At 63.3% G+C, this 22,302-nt stretch carries 17 protein-coding genes; 10 read left to right on the forward strand and 7 right to left on the reverse strand.

The annotated features are described in order from the left end of the window. Positions 1-6: 6 nt before the first annotated feature. The 3 genes from JM946_RS12890 to JM946_RS12900 are packed head-to-tail and all read right to left on the reverse strand — an operon-like array spanning position 7 to position 4,043. On the reverse strand, positions 7-1,713 hold the full coding sequence (locus JM946_RS12890) for a methyl-accepting chemotaxis protein (protein WP_203167685.1): 1,707 nt from the start codon (positions 1,711-1,713) through the stop codon (positions 7-9). Between the two features lie 21 nt (positions 1,714-1,734). Continuing rightward, positions 1,735-3,723 (reverse strand): chemotaxis protein CheA, encoded by a 1,989-nt coding sequence (locus JM946_RS12895; RefSeq protein ID WP_203167686.1) that lies wholly within the window; start codon positions 3,721-3,723, stop codon positions 1,735-1,737. Beyond that, a complete protein-coding gene (locus JM946_RS12900) occupies positions 3,720-4,043 on the reverse strand; it encodes an STAS domain-containing protein (protein WP_203167687.1) in 324 nt (107 codons plus the stop codon). Before JM946_RS12900 ends, JM946_RS12895 begins: the two co-directional genes overlap by 4 nt. Before the next feature lie 221 nt (positions 4,044-4,264). Here JM946_RS12900 and JM946_RS12905 point away from each other — a divergent pair, with 221 nt between their 5' ends. Then, on the forward strand, positions 4,265-4,906 hold the full coding sequence (locus JM946_RS12905) for a glutathione S-transferase family protein (protein ID WP_203167688.1): 642 nt from the start codon (positions 4,265-4,267) through the stop codon (positions 4,904-4,906). 3 nt (positions 4,907-4,909) lie between these two features. On the opposite strand, the gene JM946_RS12910 is transcribed toward JM946_RS12905, so the two are convergent. Further along, positions 4,910-5,812: an ROK family protein gene (locus JM946_RS12910; protein ID WP_203167689.1), complete on the reverse strand. Its 903-nt coding sequence runs from the start codon at positions 5,810-5,812 to the stop codon at positions 4,910-4,912. Between the two features lie 178 nt (positions 5,813-5,990). Between JM946_RS12910 and JM946_RS12915 the strand changes: the two genes are divergently transcribed. Then, positions 5,991-7,634: a GAF domain-containing sensor histidine kinase gene (locus JM946_RS12915; protein ID WP_203167690.1), complete on the forward strand. Its 1,644-nt coding sequence runs from the start codon at positions 5,991-5,993 to the stop codon at positions 7,632-7,634. Between the two features lie 9 nt (positions 7,635-7,643). Here the strand turns inward: JM946_RS12915 and JM946_RS12920 are convergent, their stop codons facing one another. After that, on the reverse strand, positions 7,644-8,399 hold the full coding sequence (locus JM946_RS12920) for a TonB-dependent receptor plug domain-containing protein (RefSeq protein ID WP_203167909.1): 756 nt from the start codon (positions 8,397-8,399) through the stop codon (positions 7,644-7,646). A 272-nt stretch (positions 8,400-8,671) separates the two neighbouring features. On the opposite strand from JM946_RS12920, the gene JM946_RS12925 reads away from it, so the two are divergent. Continuing rightward, positions 8,672-10,141, forward strand: coding sequence for a porin (locus JM946_RS12925; RefSeq protein WP_203167691.1), 1,470 nt, complete (start codon positions 8,672-8,674; stop codon positions 10,139-10,141). 130 nt (positions 10,142-10,271) lie between these two features. Beyond that, entirely contained in the window at positions 10,272-11,711 is a 1,440-nt protein-coding gene (locus tag JM946_RS12930; RefSeq protein ID WP_203167692.1) for an esterase-like activity of phytase family protein, read from the forward strand. A gap of 86 nt (positions 11,712-11,797) precedes the next feature. On the opposite strand, the gene tfpZ is transcribed toward JM946_RS12930, so the two are convergent. Beyond that, positions 11,798-12,556: a TfpX/TfpZ family type IV pilin accessory protein gene (tfpZ, locus tag JM946_RS12935; protein WP_203167693.1), complete on the reverse strand. Its 759-nt coding sequence runs from the start codon at positions 12,554-12,556 to the stop codon at positions 11,798-11,800. A 228-nt stretch (positions 12,557-12,784) separates the two neighbouring features. Between tfpZ and JM946_RS12940 the strand changes: the two genes are divergently transcribed. From JM946_RS12940 to JM946_RS12965, 6 genes are all read left to right on the forward strand, one after another. Then, complete coding sequence (locus tag JM946_RS12940; RefSeq protein WP_203167694.1) at positions 12,785-14,404, forward strand: amidase; 1,620 nt, start codon at positions 12,785-12,787, stop codon at positions 14,402-14,404. Between the two features lie 108 nt (positions 14,405-14,512). Beyond that, the gene (locus tag JM946_RS12945) at positions 14,513-15,514 is read left to right on the forward strand and encodes a glycosyltransferase family 2 protein (protein WP_203167695.1); all 1,002 of its coding nucleotides are present in this window, start codon (positions 14,513-14,515) and stop codon (positions 15,512-15,514) included. Between the two features lie 149 nt (positions 15,515-15,663). Then, a complete protein-coding gene (locus tag JM946_RS12950) occupies positions 15,664-16,818 on the forward strand; it encodes a DegT/DnrJ/EryC1/StrS family aminotransferase (RefSeq protein WP_218042786.1) in 1,155 nt (384 codons plus the stop codon). A gap of 28 nt (positions 16,819-16,846) precedes the next feature. Next, entirely contained in the window at positions 16,847-18,013 is a 1,167-nt protein-coding gene (locus JM946_RS12955; protein ID WP_203167697.1) for a glycosyltransferase family 4 protein, read from the forward strand. A 133-nt stretch (positions 18,014-18,146) separates the two neighbouring features. Then, positions 18,147-18,923 carry a BON domain-containing protein gene (locus JM946_RS12960; RefSeq protein WP_203167698.1) on the forward strand — a complete coding sequence of 259 codons (777 nt, stop codon included), beginning with the start codon at positions 18,147-18,149 and terminating at the stop codon, positions 18,921-18,923. A 180-nt stretch (positions 18,924-19,103) separates the two neighbouring features. Next, the gene (locus JM946_RS12965) at positions 19,104-20,114 is read left to right on the forward strand and encodes an ATP-grasp domain-containing protein (RefSeq protein ID WP_203167699.1); all 1,011 of its coding nucleotides are present in this window, start codon (positions 19,104-19,106) and stop codon (positions 20,112-20,114) included. Here the strand turns inward: JM946_RS12965 and JM946_RS12970 are convergent, their stop codons facing one another. Further along, the gene (locus JM946_RS12970) at positions 20,115-22,253 is read right to left on the reverse strand and encodes a spermidine synthase (protein ID WP_218042787.1); all 2,139 of its coding nucleotides are present in this window, start codon (positions 22,251-22,253) and stop codon (positions 20,115-20,117) included. Positions 22,254-22,302 lie beyond the last annotated feature (49 nt).

Here is a 22,302-nt window from a genome sequence, read left to right on the forward strand (position 1 = left end):
CTGCTCCTAGAAGCGCACGAACTGATCCAGCGACACGCTGTGATCGTGGCCGTTGCCATTCGCCTTGCCGTTGCCCGAACCATGCGAGTGAGCATGCGCAGCCATCGGCATCGCGGGCGCCACCGGCATCTCCGGCTGCGATCTTGGCGACCAGCTAGCAGTCGCGCGGCTCACACGCGCCGCTGGCTTCGCAGCGACCTTGGGCGTGCCCGAGCCTTCGACCTTGAAGAAGCCGATCGCGGACTGCAGCTGTTGCGCCTGACTGCTCATTTCTTCGGCGGTCGCCGCCAGCTCTTCGCTGGATGAGGCGTTCTGCTGAGTCAGCTGCGACAGCTGCGTCATCGCCGTGTTGATCTGGCCAACGCCCGAGGATTGCTCCTGGCTCGCCGCGGTGATCTCCTGCACCAGCTCGGAAGTCTTGCGGATCGCAGGGACGATTTCGTCCAGCAATTTGCCCGCGCGCTCGGCCAACTCCACCGAGGAGCCGGCGACTTCGCCGATCTCCTGCGCGGCCACTTGCGAACGTTCGGCGAGCTTGCGCACTTCGGCCGCGACCACCGCGAATCCCTTGCCATGCTCGCCGGCGCGCGCCGCTTCGATGGCTGCGTTCAGCGCCAGCAAGTTGGTCTGATAGGCGATGTCGTCGATGATTGAGATCTTCTGCGCGATCTGTTTCATCGCCTCCACCGTCTGGCGCACGGCTTGACCGCCTTCGGCAGCCTCGGAGGCGGCTTTGCTCGCCATCTGATCGGTGATCTTCGAGTTGTCGGTGTTCTGTCCGATCGACGCCGTCATCTGCTCCACCGAGGCGGATGTTTCCTCGACGCTGGCGGCCTGCTCGGTCGAGGCCTGCGACAGGGACTGCGCGGTCGCGGACATTTCTTCCGATGCGCTGCTCAAGGTATCGGCCGAGGAGCGCACTTCACCGACCACCTGCGACAGCCGCTCGGTCATGGTGCTGATCGCGAGCAGCAGCATGCCGGCCTCGTCACGCGAATTCGCCGTGACGCGCGCGGTCAGATCGCCTTCGGCCATGCGATTGGCGACGGCCGCCGCAAGACCGATCGGGCGAGTGATGGACAACGTCACCCACACGCCGGCGATGAGCGCCAGCACGGCTGCAATGGCCGCGCCGGCCAGCATCAGTCTGCGTGCGTCGAGATAGGTCTGTTCGGCAATCTGGCCGGCTTCGGCGACCGAGGCTTTTTCATGCTCGAAATAGGCGTCGGTGGCTGCGATGCTGGCTTCGCGCGCTTCACGCTGCTCGTTGCGGAGCCAGCGCAGGGCTTCGTCTTTTTTGCCCGCCTGCAACAGCTCGACCATGGTGTCCTGCGCCTTCTTGTAGTTCTCGCGCACGCTGAGCACGTCCGCAAGCTTGGCCTTGCCGCGTTCGGTAGTGACGGTCTTGGTCAACGTGTCGAGGATCTGGTTGTTGCGCTCACGGACGGCATTCATCTGCTGCACGAACTTCTCGAGCGTCTTGGCGTCGCTCGCGAGCAGCTGATCGCGCGCCACCAGGCCCAGGATCTCGGAGTTACGTTGCAGCTCGAGCGCCATCTCCATCTTGGGCGTGCGATTCTCGACGATGTCGTCGGTGCTCGCCTTCATGAGCTTGAAACCGTCGATACCGATATAGGTCACGGCCCCCAGCAGGGCCAGAATGAGTCCGAAGCTCATGGCGAGCCGAACTCCGATCTTCAGATTACGAAACATGGGTGCTCCAGAGACAACGATTTAATCAGCGAGCGCGATGCGCGGCGCAACTGGCGCCTGAGACGAACTCAGGCATAGATCGAGCAGGCTCGGCACATCCAGAATCAACGCCAGCTGGCCCGTGCCGAGAATGGTCGAGCCGCCGATGCCCCGGATGCGACTGAACAGCCGCGACAAGGGCTTGATCACGGTCTGCAGCTCGCCGAGCAGCTCATCGACGACGATGCCGAAGCGCTGGCCAGCGCAGCGGATCACCACGATGCTTTCGCGTCGGGCCGCAGTGGATCGAATAGCAAACATTTCACGCAGCCGGATGAACGGCAGGACCGCGCCGCGCAGGTTGATGTAACGCTGCTCGCCGTCGGTCGAACGATGCTCGTCGCCCAGCTCGACGCACTCCTCCACCAGCTCCAGCGGAATGACGAACGAGGAGCCGCCGACGCCTACCAGGAAGCCATCGATGATGGCGAGCGTGAGCGGCAGGCGAATGCGCACGGTGGTGCCTTCGCCTTCTTTGCTGTCGAGCTCGACGGTGCCGCGCAATGCATTGACGTTGCGCTTGACCACATCCATGCCGACGCCGCGACCTGACAGGTTGGTGACCTGCTCGGCGGTCGAGAAGCCCGGCTCGAAGATGAGCGCGAACACCTGGCTGTCGGTGAGCGAGCTGCCATCGGTGATCAAACCGCGCTCGATCGCCTTCGCGAGAATCCGCTCACGCTTGAGTCCGCCACCGTCGTCGGCGACTTCGATGACCACGGAGCCCGAGTCGTGATAGGCCTCCAGGCGGACCACGCCTTCTGCGCCCTTGCCACGGGCACGGCGCACGTCGGCTGTCTCGATGCCGTGATCGATGGCGTTGCGCACCAGGTGGGTCAACGGATCGGTGATGCTCTCGATCAGCGTCTTGTCCAGCTCGGTCTCGGCACCGCCGATCTCCAGGCGGATCTCCTTGCCGATCTCCCGAGCGACATCGCGAACGACGCGCTGGAAGCGCGAGAACGTCGGGCCGATCTGCACCATGCGCAGCTTCAGCGCTTGATCGCGCACCTCTTCGACGAGCCGCGCCAGACGCAACGTCGATTCGTTGAGCTCGGACAGACCGGCCTTGCGCGCGGTGATCGTGGTCGCAGCGCCTGCGGTCACCAGCTCGCCGATCAGATCGATGAGCTTGTCGAGCTTGTCACCGTCGACGCGCAGCGATCGGTTGTCGGCGCTTTTGATGTCCCTGGCGCTCCTCGCGTCCCGGGTCTCGGCCTCACGCCCGGCGGTGGCTTCGTAGGCGGCCTGAGCCTTGGAACGGATCTGCAGCGTGCAGTCTTCACGCACGAATTCGAAAGCGCCTTCGATGCGCTGCCGACCCTCCTGGCTCGCCAACTCGATTTCAAAACCGAGATAGCAAGCTTCGGCATCGAAGTCTTCCGGCGACGGCAACCGCTCGGTGTTCAGCTGCAGATGCGTGATCTCGCCGAGCGTGCTCAGATAGCGAATGAAGGACAGCGGGTCCATGCCATTGCGAAGCACTTCCGTGTGGAACATCACCGAGATGTGCCAGCGCTCGCCGGGCGCCGCTGCATAGGCGGCTGTCGCCACGACATCAGTGTTTGCAGCCGAAGCGCTCGAGCCGCCGGTGTGCATATTCAACTTCTGTAACAGGCGCTCGCCCGCCGCAATGAGATCACCATCGTCCGCCTTGCCATCGGCAACGACGCCGACCAGCCGCTCGATATGATCGCGGCACTCGAGCAATATGGCTGCAAGCGCTCGGTCCATTGGGAGCGCGGCGGCGCGCACTCGATCCAGCACGCTTTCCACCACATGCGTAAAGGCGACGATGCCGTCGAGGCCGAACAGGCCGGAGGAGCCCTTGATCGTGTGAGCTGCGCGGAAAATGGCGTTCACCGCTTCCGGGCCGGCGTTGCCCTGCTCGCACTCGAGCAGGGCCACCTCCATCTCGGCAAGCAACTCGCGGCTCTCCGCGATGAAAGTGGGCAGTGCTGTATCCGTCATGCCGTCGCTCGCTCCGAATCCATGCTCTGCTCGGCGTGCTGAGGAACGTTGCACAGCTTCAGCACGTCCATGACAGCTTCGCTCGGCCGCACCACATCGAGGCGATGCCCGCTCGCCGCTGCGATGCGACGAGCCATCAACACCACCTGCAAACCCGCCGTGTCGAACTCGGTGACATTCGACAGATCGAGGCGCACGTCGCCGTCCTGCGTGCGCACGGCGGCGAACAAGGTCTGTGCGACCTCGCTAGCCCGATAGATGGTCATCTCACCATCGATGCGGACTTCGCCACGCGGTGAGCTCGTTTGTTGCGAGAGCATGAATCGTTCCTTTGTCAGCACGGCCCGTATCGGCTGCGCGCGATGCGATATAAAGTGCGGACAATCCCTGAATGTCTCTCGGGCAGGTCGTGTAGGTCCGCCTAAGACATTGCCCTGAGCTTGATCGAGCACTGTGCTGCCGAGTTGCGCTTGTAGTTGGTTCTTCTATTCGGGGCGTCGGCTGAGGTACCTTTGGCCGGACCTAGATCACGGAACAGCACATGACCCAGTTGCAACTCGTCGGGCGACGCAGCTCGCATTTCACACGACTCGCACGCATCTTCGCCGAGGAGCTCGGCGTGGCTTACGAGATCCAACCCGTCTACGACATGACCGCGCGCACGCCGCAGATCTATGCCAACAACCCGGCGCTCAAGCTGCCGATTCTGCGTGCAGGCGAGGAAGTCGTCTTCGGAACGGAGAACATTTGTCGCGCCCTCGCCGACCGTGCGGGCGCCGGCGAGGAGATCGTCTGGCCGGAGCGGTTACGGTCGACGGTATCGAGGAACGCGCAGGAAATGGTCTGGCATTGCATGACAGCACAGGTGCAGATCGTGTTCGGCGCGCAGGTGTGCAAGCTGCCCGACGACAATTCTTATTTCGAGAAGGCGCGCAACGGCTTCGAGGGGGCGCTTGCGTGGTTGGACGAGCACGTCGGTGAGGCGTTGGATGCGCTGCCGGCGAATCGGCGACTCAGCCTGTTCGAGGCTTCGTTGTTTTGCATGATCGACCATCTGCACTTTCGCAAGACGGTGCCGGTCGAGCATCACTCAGCGTTGCAGGCGTTCGTACGCTCGTTTGCTGCCCGGCCGTCCGCGCAGCGCACGCCGTACCAATTGGAAGTGCCACCTGCGAGCGGCTGATCGTCACACTCGCAAAGTGCGCGCGGCTTGCTCGGCCAGGAGGAATGCGCCGGTGATGCCCGCACTGACGCCCAACTCCGGCGTGCGGATGTATTCATCCAGCACGCCGGGTTGGCTGAGCGGCTCCAGATAGCCTTTGAGAGCGTTGGCGGCTGCCGCCCGAATGTGAGGCAGCAATAGCCCGTTCGCCATCACGCCGCCGCCAAACACCACGCGCTCGACGGAAAGCATGAGTGCGATCGAGGCCGCCAGCTGCCCGAGATAACCGCCGATGATGGACCACGCTTCGTGGTGCGGCGGCAAGGCATCGAGCTGACAGCGCCAGCGCGCCTGAATCGCCGGGCCGCTGGCAAGTCCTTCCAGACAGTCGCCGTGAAATGGACACACGCCACCGAAGTCCTTATCGCGCGCATCGCGTCGTACGAAGATATGTCCCATCTCAGCGTGCATGAGGCGGCGCGTCGCCAGATCGTTGGGCGCCACGCCGCCGCCGATTCCGGTGCCGACCGTGACATACGCGATCGAGCCCAAGCCACGTCCGGCGCCCAATCGCCATTCGGCAAGCGATGCGGCGCCGACGTCAGTGTCCAGGAGGATCGGCGCCTTGAATCGAGCGCGCAGTGGTGCGAGCAGATCGACGCGGGACCAGCCGGCCTTGGGCGTGGCGAGCATCTGCCCGTAACCGGGCTGGTGTGAGCGCAAATCGATCGGGCCGAAGCAGCCAAAGCCGAAGGCATCGATGGGTCCGAATCTACGCTCCGCGGTGCTGAAGAACTCAACGCACGCGGCGAGCGTGACGGTAGCGCTCGAGGTTGGCAGCACGACACTGTCCTGCACGTCGGCAGGCGATGTGCCCACCGCGCACACGAACTTGGTTCCGCCGCCTTCGATGGCTCCGTAGAACACTGCACGTCCCACCTTAGATTGACGTTCTCAATATAGCGTGTCGGGGCGTTCGGGGTGTCCCTGAAGCTCGCGCTCGGCGCATTTCGGGAATCCCTCACTTGAGGTGATGAGCCTCTCAGTTCAGCAATACGCGCCCGGCCACAATTTCAGCGCTGCCCCTTGCTGCCGAAAAGTTAGCATGTCTGCCCGCATTCCCGCTCCAGCGCCCGATCTGGATCCCCTCGCCCTGGCGCAAGAGCTGGGTTGCACGCCTGCGCCTCATCCGGCCAATGAGCACGCGCGGCTGTTGTCGTTGCAATCTTATGAAGTGCTCGACAGTCACGCAGAGTCGCGCTACGACGACATCACACTGCTTGCATCCCGCATCTGTGACGCACCGATCGCATTGATCACCCTGGTCGATGAGCACCGGCAGTGGTTCAAATCCAAGGTGGGCCTGACTGGCTCCGAAGCGCCGCGCGCCTGGGGGTTCTGTCCGCACGCCATCCTGGTTCCAGATGAAGTGCTTACCGTGCCTGACACGAGGCTGGACCCACGCTTCGCGACCAACCCATACGTAACTGGCGAACCGCATGTGCGCTTTTACGCCGGCGCACCGCTGGTCTCGCCCGACGGCCATGCGCTCGGCACGTTGTGCGTCATCGATCGCGAGCCGCGACAGCTTAAGAAACATCAGACGGAAGCACTGCAGGCGTTGTCACGGCAGGTCATGGCGCTGCTCGAAGAGCGCCGGACGTCGACGGCACTGCGTGTGGCGATGCAGGCACTGACGCGCAGTGAGATTTTGTTTCGCGAGGCGTATGAGAATGCGCCCATCGGCATTGCGCTGGTGTCGCCGGACGGTGACTGGCTGCGGGTCAACCAGTCGTTGTGCGACCTGCTGGGCTATTCGGCCGAAGAGCTCACGCGCACGACGTTTCAGGCCATCACCCATCCGGAGGACCTGGAGAAGGATCTGCAGCAGGTCCGGCAGATGCTGGCGCGCGAGCTGCGCAGCTATCAGATGGAAAAGAGATATCTGCACAAGGCCGGCCATCCGGTCTGGACGCAGCTGAGCGTGTCGCTGGTGTGGGACAAACAGCGGCCGCTGTATTTCATTTCGCAGATCCAGGACATTCACGAACGCAAGACCATGGAGCAGGCCAAGGCGGAGTTCCTGACCATGGTGAGCCATGAGTTGCGCACGCCCGTGACGGCGCTGCGCGGCGCGCTCGGAATTCTGACGGCGGGCGCCGCGGGTGAGTTGCCTCCCAAGGCCCAGGCGCTGACCGCATTGGCGGATCGCAATGCCGAGCGGTTGCATCGCCTGGTGAACGACATCGTGGATATCGAAAAGCTCGAGGCCGGCGGGTTTGCCTTCCGCTATGTGGATCTGGATTTGAATCAACTGGTCGCGCAGGCAGCGCTCGAGCTCAAGGCGTATGCGGATCAATACCAGGTGCAGATCGAGGTTCGCTCCGATCTGCCCCGGGCGTATCTGCATGCCGATGCGGATCGCTTGATGCAGGTCCTCGCGAACCTGCTCTCCAACGCAGTGAGATACTCACGGCCGGGCGGCAAGGTCGACGTGCACGTGAGCCGCACCGCGCAGCATCTGCGAGTGAGTGTCACTGACTACGGCGAAGGCATCCCGGAAGAGTTCCGCCGCCATATTTTCGAGAAGTTCGCCCAGGCCAATTGGACTGCCACCAACCCCAAGGGCGGCTCCGGCCTCGGCCTGCACATCAGCCGAGCCATCATCGCCCACCACGGCGGCACCCTCTCCTTCCATACCAAGCTCGGCATCGGCTCGACATTCTATTTCGATCTGCCGGTGCTGTGAGCATCGGCTTCAGATGAAGCCGATCATCCGCCCGCCCATCGCCACACTGAACCACATCGCAAGCGAGATGCCCACGCTGGCGCGGGCGAGCGCCGGGCTCGCCGAAGTCTGCGAGGCGGTCTCTCGAAACAGCGACAGCTGCAGTACGACGGCCACGAACAACAGCAGCATCTTCAGTCGGCTTCGCTGCGATCGACCGTTATCGTTCTTCAGGCGGTCGATGCTGACGTTCACGAAACCGTCGTCGCCGAGGCCAGTCGCGATGTTTCCGAGTAGCTGATGCGTTTCGCCGCCACCATCGGAGTAGCCGCCGTAGCGGCCACCGAGCTCGCTGTGCGACGCATCTTTACGCAATACGATGTTGATCACGCCGGCGATGGCGTCCGAGCCATACTGAGCCGCGGCGCCATCGCGCAGCACCTCGACGCGCTCGATGGCGTTCACGGGAATGGTGTTGATGTCGACCACCTGTGCGGCCGGCCACGGGTCGGTGCCCGAGAGCTGTGCGGACAGGTGACGTCGCTTGCCGTTCACCAGCACCATGGTGTATGCGGGTCCGACGCCACGCAGCGATGCAGAGCGCACGCCCTGCCCCTTCACTGCATTCTGGCCTTGGGGAAAGTTGAACGAGGGATGGAGCTTCGACAATGCCTGGTTGGTTGTGATCGCTCCCGACTCACGCAGCTGTTCGACGTGTGCAGCGGCGATGATGCCGGCACGCAGTTGGATGGGGGACGGGAGCGCTGATAGGCGCTCGAGAAAGATGTGATCGCTTTCTAACCGGGCGACGACCTGAAGCCGCTTGGATCGTTACCTGCAAGCCTTCGGCGCGATCGCCGTAACCGTGGTGGAACTTCGTGAGTGCGGGGCTGTTATTGGGTCGGCCGGCGGTTCGACGGGCTATTGGCGTCCAGGCGCGCAAGGCCGTCGGGCGCTGCGCGGTTTAACGAGATTGCAATCTTTTTCGCCTCGCGTCACAAAAACGTAACAAAAGCTTCATAGGATGCCGCCGGTCGAAGCCTGGGGATCGATACCCGATGAAAAAACACGCTCCGCTCGCGCCCATCGTGGCGCTGGTCCTGGCCGCCGCCACACCGTCCGAATCGGCCGAGACGCTCGAGCTCTACATGGATATGCAGACCAAGCAGCTCTATGCCGAGCCCGGTCCGAACCGCGTCCGCTTGGGTAGATTCCGCTCGATCGATGAATCCGCCCCCGAAGCCACCGCCCAAGCGCCGGCTGAGACGCCCCCACGACCGGAAGCCTTGGAGCAGCGACTGGAGCGCAGCGAGGCGAAGCTCGCCGAGCTCGAAAAGCACAACGACGACGAGTCACGCAGTCCGTTCACCGATCGATTCGAAATTCGCGGTTATCTGCAGACCCGCTACACCGAGATGCTCGGCGGCGATGACGGCATCAATCTCTGGTCGGACCGCTCGGTCGGCGACCAGAACTCCCTGGGCGATGCCGATAAAAATTACCTGATCCGCCGCGCTCGTCTGGTGTTCCAGGGCGACGTGGGCGATCGTCTCTCCTTCTACATCCAACCCGACCTTGCAAGCTCTGCCGGCACCACGGGCAACGTGGTCCAGATGCGCGACGCTTATGGCGATGTCTATCTCACAACCGATCGCGTGCACCGCCTGCGCGTTGGCCAGTCGAAAGTGCCCTTCGGTTGGGAGAACCTGCAATCGAGCTCCAATCGACTCGCGCTCGATCGCGCCGACGCCATCAACAGCGGCGTGCGCGATGAACGCGACCTGGGCGTGTTCTATTACTTCACGCCTGAACAGGTGCAGGAGCGCTTCAGCGAGATCAACAAGCTCGGCCTCAAGCACAGCGGCAATTACGGCATGTTCGGACTTGGTCTGTACAACGGCCAGGGCGCGAACCGCGGCGATCGCAACGACAATCAGCACGTCGTGGCCCGCCTGAACTATCCGTGGCAGTTGTCGAATGGCCAGTTCTTCGAGGCCGGCATTCAGGCCTACAGCGGCGAATACGTGCCCAGCACCGCCGCGTATCGAGCCGTGGGTGATGTGAGTCTCACGCCCACCATCGCCAGTGAATTCCGCCGTGGTTACGAAGATGAGCGCGTGGGTGTGAGCGCCATCTGGTATCCACAGCCTTTCGGCCTGCAGGCGGAATGGAACTGGGGCACGACCCCCGCGCTCGACCTTGCCAGCAACAGCATCGTCGAGAAGAGCCTCAACGGCGGCTACGTGCAGGCGATGTACAAATTCGATCACTCGTTCGGCACGTTTCTGCCGTTCGTGAAATGGCAGTATTTCGACGGCGCCAACAAGGCCGAGAACAACGCCCCGATCAACGAGGTGAACGATCTGGAGATCGGCGTCGAATGGCAGATCGCGGCGCCGCTCGAGCTCGCCGCCATCTACCATCGCATGAAGCGCAACAACCTCGTCACCGGCAACCGCGCCGGCCGGATCGACTACGAACGTTTCGATGCCGAGGCGTTGCGCCTGCAGTTGCAGATGAACTTCTGATGTGGGATGCGCCGGCGACGAACCGTCGCATTTCAGTCATGCAATAGAAATACCCCGGCACGATTATGTCGCCCGCCGCTCGTCCCTAACGCGTCGAGGTCGGTGCGTGAGCGTGCCGGAGTCAACAACGATGAAGTGTCTGAACCACCCGCTGCGGTCCGCCCTGGCGATGCTCGCCGTTGGCGCTCCGCTCTTGCAAGCGCATGCCGCGGAGCTGCTGGAGCGCGCGGTGTTGCCGAGCGCCAGCTTCTCCACCGGCCCCACCTCGGGGCAGTTCGCCACCGGCGGCAACGGCGTCGTCACACCGTTCATCAACAAACAACCGGTGCAGGGCTTCTCGGCCGTGCTGCCCGGCGCACAGGACGGCACCTTTCTCGTGATGTCCGACAATGGCTTCGGCAACAAAGCCAATTCCAACGATGCGCTGTTGCGCGTGTATGCGGTTCGGCCGAACTTCAAGGAAGGCACGGTGACGCCGGTGAATCGCTTCACGGGCGAAGAACTGAGCGATTTCACCTCCGAAAGTTACATCACGCTGAGCGACCCTTGGCACAAGGTGCCTTTCGCCATCGTCGCGGACGGCGATGTGTATCCGAGCACGCCGGTGGGCGGTGGCGCCGCGATCCCTGTCGATCCCACGATCAAGGCCCATCGTCTGCTGACCGGCTCGGACTTCGACATCGAGTCCATCCGTCGCGCCGCCGACGGCACGCTTTGGTTCGGCGACGAGTTCGGCCCGTATCTGATTCACACCGACAGCAAGGGGCGCGTGCTCGAAGCGCCGATTCCGCTGCCCAATTTCCGCAAGCTGCCCAGCACGCTCGGCGGCTCCGAGGTGAATCCGCTGATCCAGGCGGTGAGCAATCCGCAACGCACGTTGCCGGCGAATCTCGCCGATTCCGGCGGCTTCGAAGGCATGGCATTGAACGCGAGCCGCACCAAGCTGTATGCGTTGCTCGAGAAGGCGGTCACCGGCGATCCCGTACGTGAGCGTCTGCTCATCAACGAGTTCAGCCTCAAGGAGCGTAAGTACACGGGCAAGACGTTCGCCTATCCCATGGAGAGCGCCAACCACGCCATCGGCGATTTCACCGCGCTAACCGACACGCAGTTCCTGATCATCGAGCGTGACAGCGGCCAGGGTGTGGCCACCGACCCCCGCTTCAGCAATCCAGCGCGCTTCAAAAAGATCTACAAGATCGACCTGAAGCGCGTCGATGGCAACGGCTTTTTGATCAAGGAAGAAGTGGCCGATCTGATGAACATCTATGATCCGCGGGATGTGGCCGGTGACGGCAAGACCGATACCGTCTTCACCTTCCCCTTCACCACCATCGAAGATGTGCTGGTGCTCGATAACAATCGCCTGCTGGTCATCAACGACAACAACTACCCGGGCTCGGCGGGGCGTGAGTTCGGCGTGCCCGACAACAATGAGTTCATCGTGATTCACACGGCGCCGCTGCTCGACTGCGATGGCGGACGCAAGCCCGATCGCGCCGATCGCGAGTACGGCTGGAAGGATGGTCGTGGCCGTGACGATAAGGAGTGTCGGCCGGCGAAGGAGTAGCGCGTTCGATCACGCGCGGCTCGGCGGCTGCCGGGAGGATGAACCTCCCCGGCAGCCAGTCGATCAGAGGTTGCCAGCTGGCCGGCTCACGTCTCGTATGGATCGACGGGAATGTAGCCGAGCAATTCGCCGGTGTCGGCGTCCAGCAGCACCGTCCAGAACGAGCGGGTGCCGCGGATCGGCAGCCAGCGCAGTTGCTCGTCCGGCGCCTTGATGTTTTCATCCTCGATGAGCCGCCGGGCTTCCGGATGACGTTTGTATAGCGCCGCCATGGGCTTGCCGATCTCTTTGACCGCGGCGGCGACCTGCTCGTAAGGCACGAAATAGCGCGGGAAATTCTGCAGGTCCTTGCCTTCCATGGCGGCGAAGATCAGGTTGTTCAGCTCTTCCCGATCGGTCGGGCGCTGTGTGCCGATCAGGATCGGTCCCCACTTCGGCCGGGTGCGGTACGGCGCCCGAGCGTCCTGCAGATCTTTGTCGGCCAGGTCCTCCGCGATCACCACTTCGAAGCGATCCTTCACGAACGCGATGTACGCCGGGCGCGCGTTCGAAATCGACATGACGCCGTAAACGAACGCCGCCACCTGCACGATGCCGACCACGGTGTAATCGAAGATCAGCGCTCGCCGCGTCTTCTTGCTGTTGTAGATGATCAGCGAAGTCAGCGGTCCGAGCACCAGGTCGCAGACCGTGATGAGCACAAAGAAGCGCGTGCCGCCCAGCATGGCCTGGAACGGATCGGGGTACCAGACCACGAAGATCAGCGCGGCGGCGGCGACGGCCATCGCCAGGGTCACCAGGAAGTGCAACAGCACAGCACGAAATTTTTCGCGCCAGGCAATCATCGGACATCGGCTCCTATAACCTGCCAGCCGCGAATTATCCGATGCTCGAGCGGCGCACGGGAAGTTTCCGGCCTCGCGCAGCGCTGCGGCTTGTGCGATGGATCACATCCGAGGCGAGGACGCCCGGGCTCCGGACGGTTTACCGACATCTGGAGGGTTACTTGTCCCGAGGCGGCAGGTTGGATATACACCAGCGACGCCCATTCAGGCGCTGGGGGACGATAAAGAATGCTCGCTGCGACCAACGACCTCGGGGCGCCGTTACGCAGTTGTCTGCGGATGTTGATCGCGATGACGCTGGCGGCAGCACCGCTGGCCACCGCCGACGAGGCGGACACGCGCTCGTTGAGCGAGCTGCGCGCCGATCTGGATGCCCGGAAAACCACGTCCGTCGAGCTGGTCCAGGCGCTGACCCGACGGATCGAGGCGATCGATCGCAACGGTCCGCAGCTGCGCTCGGTCATCGCCATCAATCCCGACGCCCTGAATCAAGCGCGTGCGCTCGATAAGGAGCTGCAAAGCAAGGGCGCACGCAGCCCACTGCACGGCATCCCAGTGCTGGTGAAGGACAACATCGAGTCCGCCGATCCCATGCCGACCACCGCCGGTTCGCTCGCGCTGATCGGCAACGTGACCAAGCGCGACGCCCCCATCATCGCCAATCTGCGCAAGGCCGGCGCAATCATCCTCGGCAAGACCAACCTGAGCGAGTGGGCGAACTTCCGTTCGCGCAGTTCGATCAGCGGTTGGAGCGCGATCGGCGGGCTGACCCGCAATCCGCACGTGCTCGATCGCACACCTTGCGGATCGAGCGCAGGCAGCGGCGTTGCGGTCGCCGCGGGGCTCGCGCCCGTGAGCATCGGCACCGAGACCGACGGCTCCATCGTCTGTCCATCGGCGATGAACGGCATCGTCGGCTTGAAGCCGACGTTGGGCCTGCTCTCGGGCAAGTACATCATTCCCATCGCCCACAGCCAGGACACCGCGGGGCCGATGACCAGCAACGTAAAAGACGCGGCGTTGTTGCTGACGGCGCTGGTGGGCGAAGCGCCAGCGTGCGATCCGCCCTCCGCCGGGTGCGCCAAATCCGATTACACCAAGGGTCTCGTGCCCACGGCGTTGAATGGCAAGCGCATCGGCGTGTGGCGCTTCGAGCCGGGTCGCAATGCGTATCTCGATCCCGTCTACGAACGTGCCCTCAAGCACCTGAAGGAAGCGGGTGCAACGCTGATCGAAGTGCCGACTCCCAAGGTGGCCCGAGTCGATGAGGCCGAGGACATCGTTTTGCATGCGGAGTTCAAAGCGGATCTCAATGCCTACCTGGCCGCTACTCCCGCCAAGATTGCGGCGCGAACGCTGGAGCAGCTCATCCAGTTCAATCGACGTACGCCCGCGGAGCTGGCGCTGTTCGGTCAGGAGACATTCGAGAAAGCCAACGCCATGCCGCCGCTGAGCGATACCAAATACCTTACGGCGCGAGCCGACGCCAAACGTCTGGCGGGGGTCGAAGGCATCATGCGCAATCTGGCCGAGCATAAGCTCGATCTGATCGTCGCGCCGACCACGGGTGTCGCGCCCCGCGTCGACTCCATCAATGGCACGCGCTCGCCCGGCTCCTTCAGCTCGTTGCCGGCCGTGTCCGGTTATCCGCATCTCACCGTCCCGATGGGTGAGTTGAAGGGCCTGCCGCTCGGCATCTCCTTTATCGGCGCGCCCTGGTCGGAGGATGTGCTGCTCGCCGCGGGCTATGCGTTCGAGCAGCGCGCCAAGGCGCGAGTGACGCCGAAGTTCATTCCTTCGATCGAAGCGCAGGAGAAGGCGTTCGCGCCGGCGATGGCCTCGCCATAGGGCGCTCGCGGCTCACCGGCCTGGATGCTCCTGGGCATCCCTGCGCCCGCACCATCCGGGCTTGCTGCCCATCTTCTTTTCGGGCTGCATCTACGCCAGAATTCCCGGATGCCCGCCCCTGCCAAGTCAGTTCCGCACGCGCCGCGCGCGTCCATCAGCGTCATCGTGCCGAGCTACAACGCCGCTCGCTTCATCGGCGAGGCGCTCGATTCCATCCTCGCGCAAACGTTGCAGCCCGAGCAGATCATCGTGGTCGACGACGGCTCGAGCGATGGCACTGCGGAGGTGGTCCTGCGTCATAACGATCGACGCATTCAATACATCCGAACCGAGCACGCCGGCGTCGCGAGCGCTCGTAACGTCGGCTTGGACGCCGCGCGTTGCGAGTACATCAGCTTTCTCGATGCGGACGATCGCTGGCGGCCGATCTTCCTCGAGATGATGCATGCGTTTCTGTCGGACGATCCGACCGCCGCCTCGGTGTTCGGCAATTTCGTGCGCTTCCAACATCCGAGCGGAGAATTGCTGGGCGATCAGTTTCGGTCCTATCCCGAGATCAAACGTCCGAAGCTGCTCGAGGGCGCGCCCTATGCGCACGGCCGGATCCCCAGAGAGAAAGCGTTCAGCGCCCTGGTCGCCTGCAGCGACATCCCGGCCTACACGCAGGTGATGATGTTTCGACGAAGCATGATCGAGCACCTGCGCTTCGAGCCCACCTTGAGCTTGGGCGAGGACACCAATTTCGTGCTCAAGGCGTATCTCGCGGGCGGCGTGATATTCACCGATGTGGTGCTGGCCGACGTGCGTCGTCATGACGCCAACGCCACCCGCCATCCCGACGAAATGGTCATTCATGATCTGAACGGTTTGAAGGCGCTCGCGCCGCACGTGACGCGCGAAAGCGACCTGCGCGCGTACCGCGACCGGCTGATAAGAGCGCACATCGACGCCGCCGTTTATCAAGCCCGGCATGGCCGGGTGCGCGCCGGACTGCGCACCTATCGAGAAACGTTCAGCGTGCCAGGCTCCCGGTGGCGCAAGCTGAAGGGATCGATGCGCATGGCCCTCTGCCTCCCCCGCGGTCTTGCCAGCCCCAATCCGACAAACTAGGGCCGACAAACTAGCGCCAGGCACCCTCCGGTTGCCGCAAGCCGCGGCCCCCATCCATTGTCGCGGCTGTTTCGAATTGACCTCGACGACGCAACCAACCACGCTGGTGCGGCATTGAGCCGTGGCGGTTGAACAAATAATGGGGAGCATTGCCTTTGAGTGACTGGCGCGTGCCGTTGTCCGTGCTGGATTACGGCGTCGAAGAGGCCGAAGCCGCGCAACGCGTCATCGGCCATCGGTGGTTGTCGATGGGGCCTGAAGTGCTGGCGTTCGAGCGCGAGTTCGCCACCCTGCAGTCCTCGAAACATGCCTTTGCCGTGTCCAACGCCACAGCCGCCCTGCACCTGGCGATGCATACGGTCGGCATCGGTCCGGGCGATGAAGTCATCCAGCCGGCCATCAACTTCGTCGCGTCCGCCAACATGACCTTGCTCGCCGGCGCGACGCCCGTGTTCGCGGACATCTGCAGCCTCGATGAGCCGACCATCGATCCACAGCACGTCGCACAGCTCATCACGCCGCGAACCAAGGCGATCGTGCCCATGCACTACGGCGGCAATCTCGCTCGCATGAGCGAGCTGCTGGAGATATGCAAACGCCACGGCCTCGTGATGATCGAAGATTCATGTCACGCGGTGGGCGCCTCGTACCACGACGGACAAGGCCGCACTCCGCATGGAACGATGGCCGGCAGCATCGGCGACATCGGCACCTTCTCCTTCTATGCCAACAAGAATCTGGCTTGCGGAGAAGGCGGCATGCTGGTCACCGACCGTGACGATCTCGCGACGCGCATCCAGATGCTGCGCAGTCATGGCATGACGCGCTCATCCTGGGAGCGGCATGGCCGCGCTGGCTCCTATGACATCGCCCTGCCCGGCTTCAACTATCGACTGGATGAGCTGCATGCCGCGATCGGTCGGGCGCAGCTGGTCAAACTGCTCGATGGCAATGCGCGTCGCCGCCAGTTGCTGGCCCGCTATCGTGATGGGCTGGCAGGCGCCGAGCGTTGGACCATGGTCTTCGCCGGGCAAGTGGAACATTCCGCCGGGCACCTGATGGTCGTGGTCGCGGATTGCTCGGAGACTCGCAGCGCAGGCATCGAGGCATTGCGGGCGATCGGCGTGCAAACGAGCATGCACTACCCATCCATTCTGGAGTTCAGCGGCTATCGCGAGCGATTCACCGCGCACCTGGAGATCACTCGGCAATTCGCCAGGCGCGCGATCACTTTGCCGCTGCATCCCAATCTGTCCGTCGAGCACGTCGACGAGATCGTGCACACCCTGCGTGCGGTCCAGTAACGCACGCTCGCAAGGAGCGCGCCCGGCCATGAAAGTCACCATGTTCGCAGCCCCCTTCGGCCAGGGCGGTCAGATGCACATCCACTGTCGCCGCTACATCCGGTTACTGCAGCTAGCCGGCTGCGCCATCACCCTGGTCGAGCACAGCGGCTTTCAATCCGATCCGATTCCGGGCGTCGTGCAGTTGAGATATCCGCGTCGCATGCGACGTCTCGACGGTCCGTTGACGGGGACGGTGCTGTCGTTTCTTCACAAGCAGCGACTCGGTCCATTGCTGCGTCGGGCGCAGTCCGATCTGTGTCATGTGCAATGGCTGGACGAGCGCGTCCTCGATGTGAGTCGAACCGGCGCCCGTCCGCTCATCGCGACGGCCTGGGGTAGCGACTTGAATGTACCCGCACAATCGCCGCCCGAGGATCCGGGGCGTCGGCGCATTGGCGCAGCGCTGCGTGAGCTGGACCTTCTCATCGTCGATTGCGATGACATCGCCGCAACCGCGAATCAACTCGCGGGCACGCAGATCCCTACGGCCATGCTGCCCATCGGCATCGATACGAAATTGTTTCGGCCTGAGCTGCCCGAGGAACGACGTCAATGGCGCGAGCGACTGCAGATCGAGCCGGACGCCGTCGTCTTCCTGTCAGCACGCCAATTGGGCGCGATCTATCGGCCCGGCGAGATCATCGCCGCCTTCGCCGCCATGCCCGCAAGCGCGCGTGAGCGTTCGTATCTGCTCATGAGGACCTTCGGCCACAGTGTAGGAACTTCTCTGCCGTCGCTGCAGCGGGCGACCGAAGAGCTCGGCGTGGCTGCGCGTGTGCGCTGGGTGGACAGCATGGCCTACGAGTTGCAGCCCGGCTTGTATGTCGCCGCCGATGTCGCGGTGAATTTCCCACAGATGGACGCATTCCCCGTGACCATTCTGGAGAGCCTCGCGTGTGGCGTGCCGGTCATCACCAACCCGTTGCCGGCGTACCAATCCAATGGCGTGGCGCCCTATCTGCAATTCACCCGCGAAGACTCGGTGCCTGCGCTGAGTGCGGCGATGACTTCGGCGGTCAATGACTTGGAAGGCTTGCATACTCAGGCGGCGCAAGGTCGCAAGCACGTCGTGCGCTACTTCGATGAGCGCGTGAGCGCCGCGCGACTGAAAGAGATCTACGAAGAGCTGCTGCTTCGCGCTCGCCAGGGCTGACGCGTTCGGCGCCGCCGTCTCGCTCGGTGGCACGGGCACGGAACTGTAGGAAAGCCGACCCGTTTGTTCCTTGTTCAGTCGCGCCGCTCTCGGCGCGGCCGTCGGAAAAACACCGAAGAGCGAGGGTACAACCATGGCACTGAGAGATTTATTTCGAGGCGGACGCCGCGAGCGCGACGAAGACCGTCAGCGCTATCCGCTGGACCCGCTGTCGCGGGACTCATGGCGCGACGAATCCGAGGCACGCTACGGCGCACACGCTTATCGGGACTTCGACGACGAGCGGCAGCAGTTCAACGATCGCTGGGAGAATTCCTATTCCGGCGCGGGCCACGGCAGATTCTCCGATGAGGATCGGGGTCGCCGATCCTTCGAGGAGGACCGCGGTGAGACGCGCTATGGTGGCTCGACCGGCAATCCGTTCTACGGCGATCGTCCGCTGATGAACGCCGGCTCCACTTATGATTCGAGCTACTTCGGCTCCAAGTACGGGCTGCCCATGAAGCCCTGGCGCAACGAGAGCGAGAACGAGGAGATCGAGGAACTGGTGTACGGCGGCCGCTCCTTCGACGCCGATGCCTCTTCCACTCAGCGTCGCGGCCAGTTCAGCGGTCGCGGACCGCGCGGCTATCGCCGCTCTGACGAACGTATCAAGGAGGATGTGTGTCAGTGCCTCACTGACGATGAGCACATCGACGCCAGCAACATCGAAGTGACCGTCAACGATCGCGAAGTGATGTTGACGGGCACAGTGTCTTCTCGCATGCAGAAGCGTCACGCGGAAGACATCATCGAGCGCTTGCCTGGCGTTCGTGATGTGATCAACAGCCTGCGTGTCCAGACCGAGACGCAAGGAGCTCAGTCGCAAGGCACTCAGTCGACCACGCGGTTGGGTGGCACGTACCGTTGAGCGATGAGCATGCGAGCTGGGCGCGCGCATAGCGCGCGTCCAGCTCGGGTTCGCTAACCTAAATCAAGAACAGCGCCGCCCTCGTCCGCGCCGACCTTGATATAACCACTCCGAAATAGACATGGCGCGCGCACGAGTGCAGCATGCGCCTTCGTCTCCTCAACGACGAGGGTCCGTCGCATGCATTGCTGGCTACTGTTTCATCGGGAATTGCGCCGCGACGTTCCGGAAGCGGCCGAAGTGTTTCGCTTTCAGCAGTCCGCGGCGCAAGCTGGCATTCGCCTCGAGGTGTTGAACCCACGCGACTTCGAGCTCATCGTCGACTCCACCGAAGGCTGGTCGGCGGTGTATCAGGGGCGCAAGCTCGCCAAGCCCGATCTGATCATTCCTCGCACCGGCAGTGAGACCAGCTATTTCACCCTGGCGGTGTTGCGCCATTTCGAACGCCAGGGCATCGCCATGGTGAACAGCCCCGCGGCCGTCGAAGCGGTGGCCGACAAGCTGCAAACTTTGCAGATCCTCTCTGGCGCGGGCATTCCCATTCCCAAAACCATCCTGGGCAAGTTCCCGGTGGATGTGAGCGTGATCGAGCGCGAGCTCGGCTTCCCGGTGGTCGTGAAAACTTTGCGTGGTACTCGCGGCAATGGCGTGTTGTTGTGCGTGAATCGGGAGCAGTTTCACGATCTGGCCAACCTGTTGGGTGGCGCGCAGTCCAGCTCCGATTTCATTTTTCAGCAATATATCAAAGCGAGTCATGGTCGCGACGTGCGCGTGCTCGTAATCAACGGCCGCGCTGTCGCCGCCATGGAGCGCCGCTCGAGCGATGGCAGCTTCAAATCGAACATATCTTTGGGCGGCGTCGGCGTGGCGTTCGAACCCCCGCCGGAGATGGCGGAGTTGGCCGTGCGCGTGGCCAATGTGCTCGGGCTGGACGTGGCCGGCGTCGACATCCTGCTCGATGCGGAGGGCTACCGCATTTGCGAAGCCAACTCCTCGCCTGGCTTCCAGGGACTGGAGAGGGCCTGCCGCATCAGCGTGCCGGATGCGATCTTCAGCGCCATGCGCGAGCGGCTCGGCCTGCCCGCCAGCACTCGTCGCCGCACCTCCTGGCAGCGCCTGCTCGACTCGCTACGCAATGCCGTGAGGCTCGACAGCCGGGCGGCGCCGACCACGGTGCGCGAGCCGAGCTGATCACTGAGCCTTGGCCGAGCCGCCGATGTTCAGCAGCGGCCAGATGCTGCTGTATTGATCCGTCCAGCCGGCAAACGACTGGTCGGCGACGGCTTCGTAGGTGTTGCGGTTCTGAAATTCCGGCCGGGCCAACAGCGCGTCGTTCGAAGTGACGATGACCCACACGCTGGTGTCGTACGTCCCATCGCTCATACTGTGCACCACGCGGGCGGTTCGATTCACATGCTCGGCCGAGCGCGCGCATACCGGCGCCAGATCGACGAATCGGTTCGAGATGTGCACGGCCAGCACGCCGTCGGGCTTCAGGTGTTTGAAGTACAGATCGAAGGCTTCCTTGGTCAAAAGATGCGTCGGGATCGCGTCGCTCGAAAAGGCGTCAATGGCGAGCAGATCGAACTGCTGTGGGGCCTGTCGCTCCAGCGTGAGTCGCGCATCGCCGAGCAGCACGTCCACGTCCGCGCCCGTTTGTCTGGCCACCGGCAGGAAGGAGAAGTGACTTTCGGCGATGCTGACCACGTCGGGATTGATTTCATACAACCTCATGTAGTCGGCCGGACGCACATAGCCCGAGAGCACCCCCACGCCCAGGCCGACGACGCCCATTCTCACCGGCTTCTCCGACTGCAGCGCCGTGATCGCAAGTCCCACGCCCGATTGCCTGGAGAAGTACGATGCCGGCGTGAATCGATGCTTGGTGTTCAGATATTGATAGCCATGGCTGATGGTGCCGTGGATCAGATAGCGACGGGCCAGCTCGCTGAGCGGCGGATCGTCCTGCACGCTCAACACGCCATAGAAGTTTCTCTGTACCAGCTCGCTCTCCCGGCGGGTCTGGATCTCCGAGAGCGTGAGATGGATGAACAGCGTGATGACGCCCGCAATCATGGTGGCTCTCACCAACCATAACGTCCGGCGCGAGCCGCGCCGGTGCCATTGCAAGAGCACGTACAGCTCCGCGATGACGACCAGCAGCACGGGCAGCTCGATGTAGGTGGTGAACACGGCGGGCGCGATCAACCCCACGAAAGCGCCGCCCAGGACGCCACCGAGCGAGATCAGCAGATAGAAGCGCGTCAGATACGGCCCCGCCGGTCGCCGCAGCACCAACTCGCCGTGGCAGGCCATGCACAGCACGAACAGACTCGCCAGATACAACGGAATCACGTACTGAATCGGATGATTCTCGATCCGTTGCGTGTACAGATACGCAAGGCAGCCGAGCGACAGCGCCACCAGTGGAAAGAACCATGTCGGGTGATACACCCGGTGATGTCCGAAGGCCAGAATGAATGTGAGCAGGTACAGCGCGAGCGGCACCACCCACAACAGCGGAATCGGCGCCACGTTGGCGCTGAGATTGGCGGACACCGCGACCAGCAGCCCTGAGGCGCATGCGGATAACAACAGCCAGAGCGCCATGTGACCCACGCTTGGCGCGGCGGCGCCTTGCTCGGCGGTGGCGGTCATGGATTGCTCGGCATCCGAGCGCGTTTGTTTGCTGTTCAAATAGGCGGCGCCGGCGCAGAGCACGGCGAACACGACGAACACCGCGCTCCAGCCGATGGCAAGCGCGTGCGAGGTGAACGCAGGCTCCAGCGCCAGGGGAAAACTCAGCAGCGCAAGCAGCGAGCCGGCGTTGGAGAGTGCGAACAGCCAATAAGGCGGCTCGCTGCCCGTGCGCCGCATGTACCACACTTGCAGCAAGGGACTGGTCGAGCTGAGCACGATCGATGGCAGGCCCACGGTCACCGTCAGCAACAGCAGGATTTGCCAGGTGGGATCGTCCGTCGCGTCCGGCCGCAAGGCATCCGCGGGCAGAATGGGCATCATCAGACAACTGCCCAACAGCAACGCGACGTGGATCAGACTTTGCCGCCGCGGCGAAATGCGAGTCGTGAGCCAATGGGCGTAGCTGTAGCCAGCCAGCACGCATGCCTGGAAAAACACCAGCGCTGCGCTCCAGACCGAGGACGTGCCGCCGAACCAGGGCAAGATGATTTTTGCGATCAGCGGCTGAACGAGGAACAACAGACAGGCGCCGACGATCACTGTCACGGCGTAGAGCGGCGTCCAGCGCGGCTGCGTGACGGACCAGGATTCGGCAGTGACGGGCTGTGGGTCGAGGGACGGGGCGCTCATCGCGCCAGGATAACGCATATACTTGCCGCCCAGACCTACCCACGCCACG

Source organism: Steroidobacter gossypii, from assembly GCF_016801985.1.
GTDB classification, from domain to species: domain Bacteria; phylum Pseudomonadota; class Gammaproteobacteria; order Steroidobacterales; family Steroidobacteraceae; genus Steroidobacter; species Steroidobacter gossypii.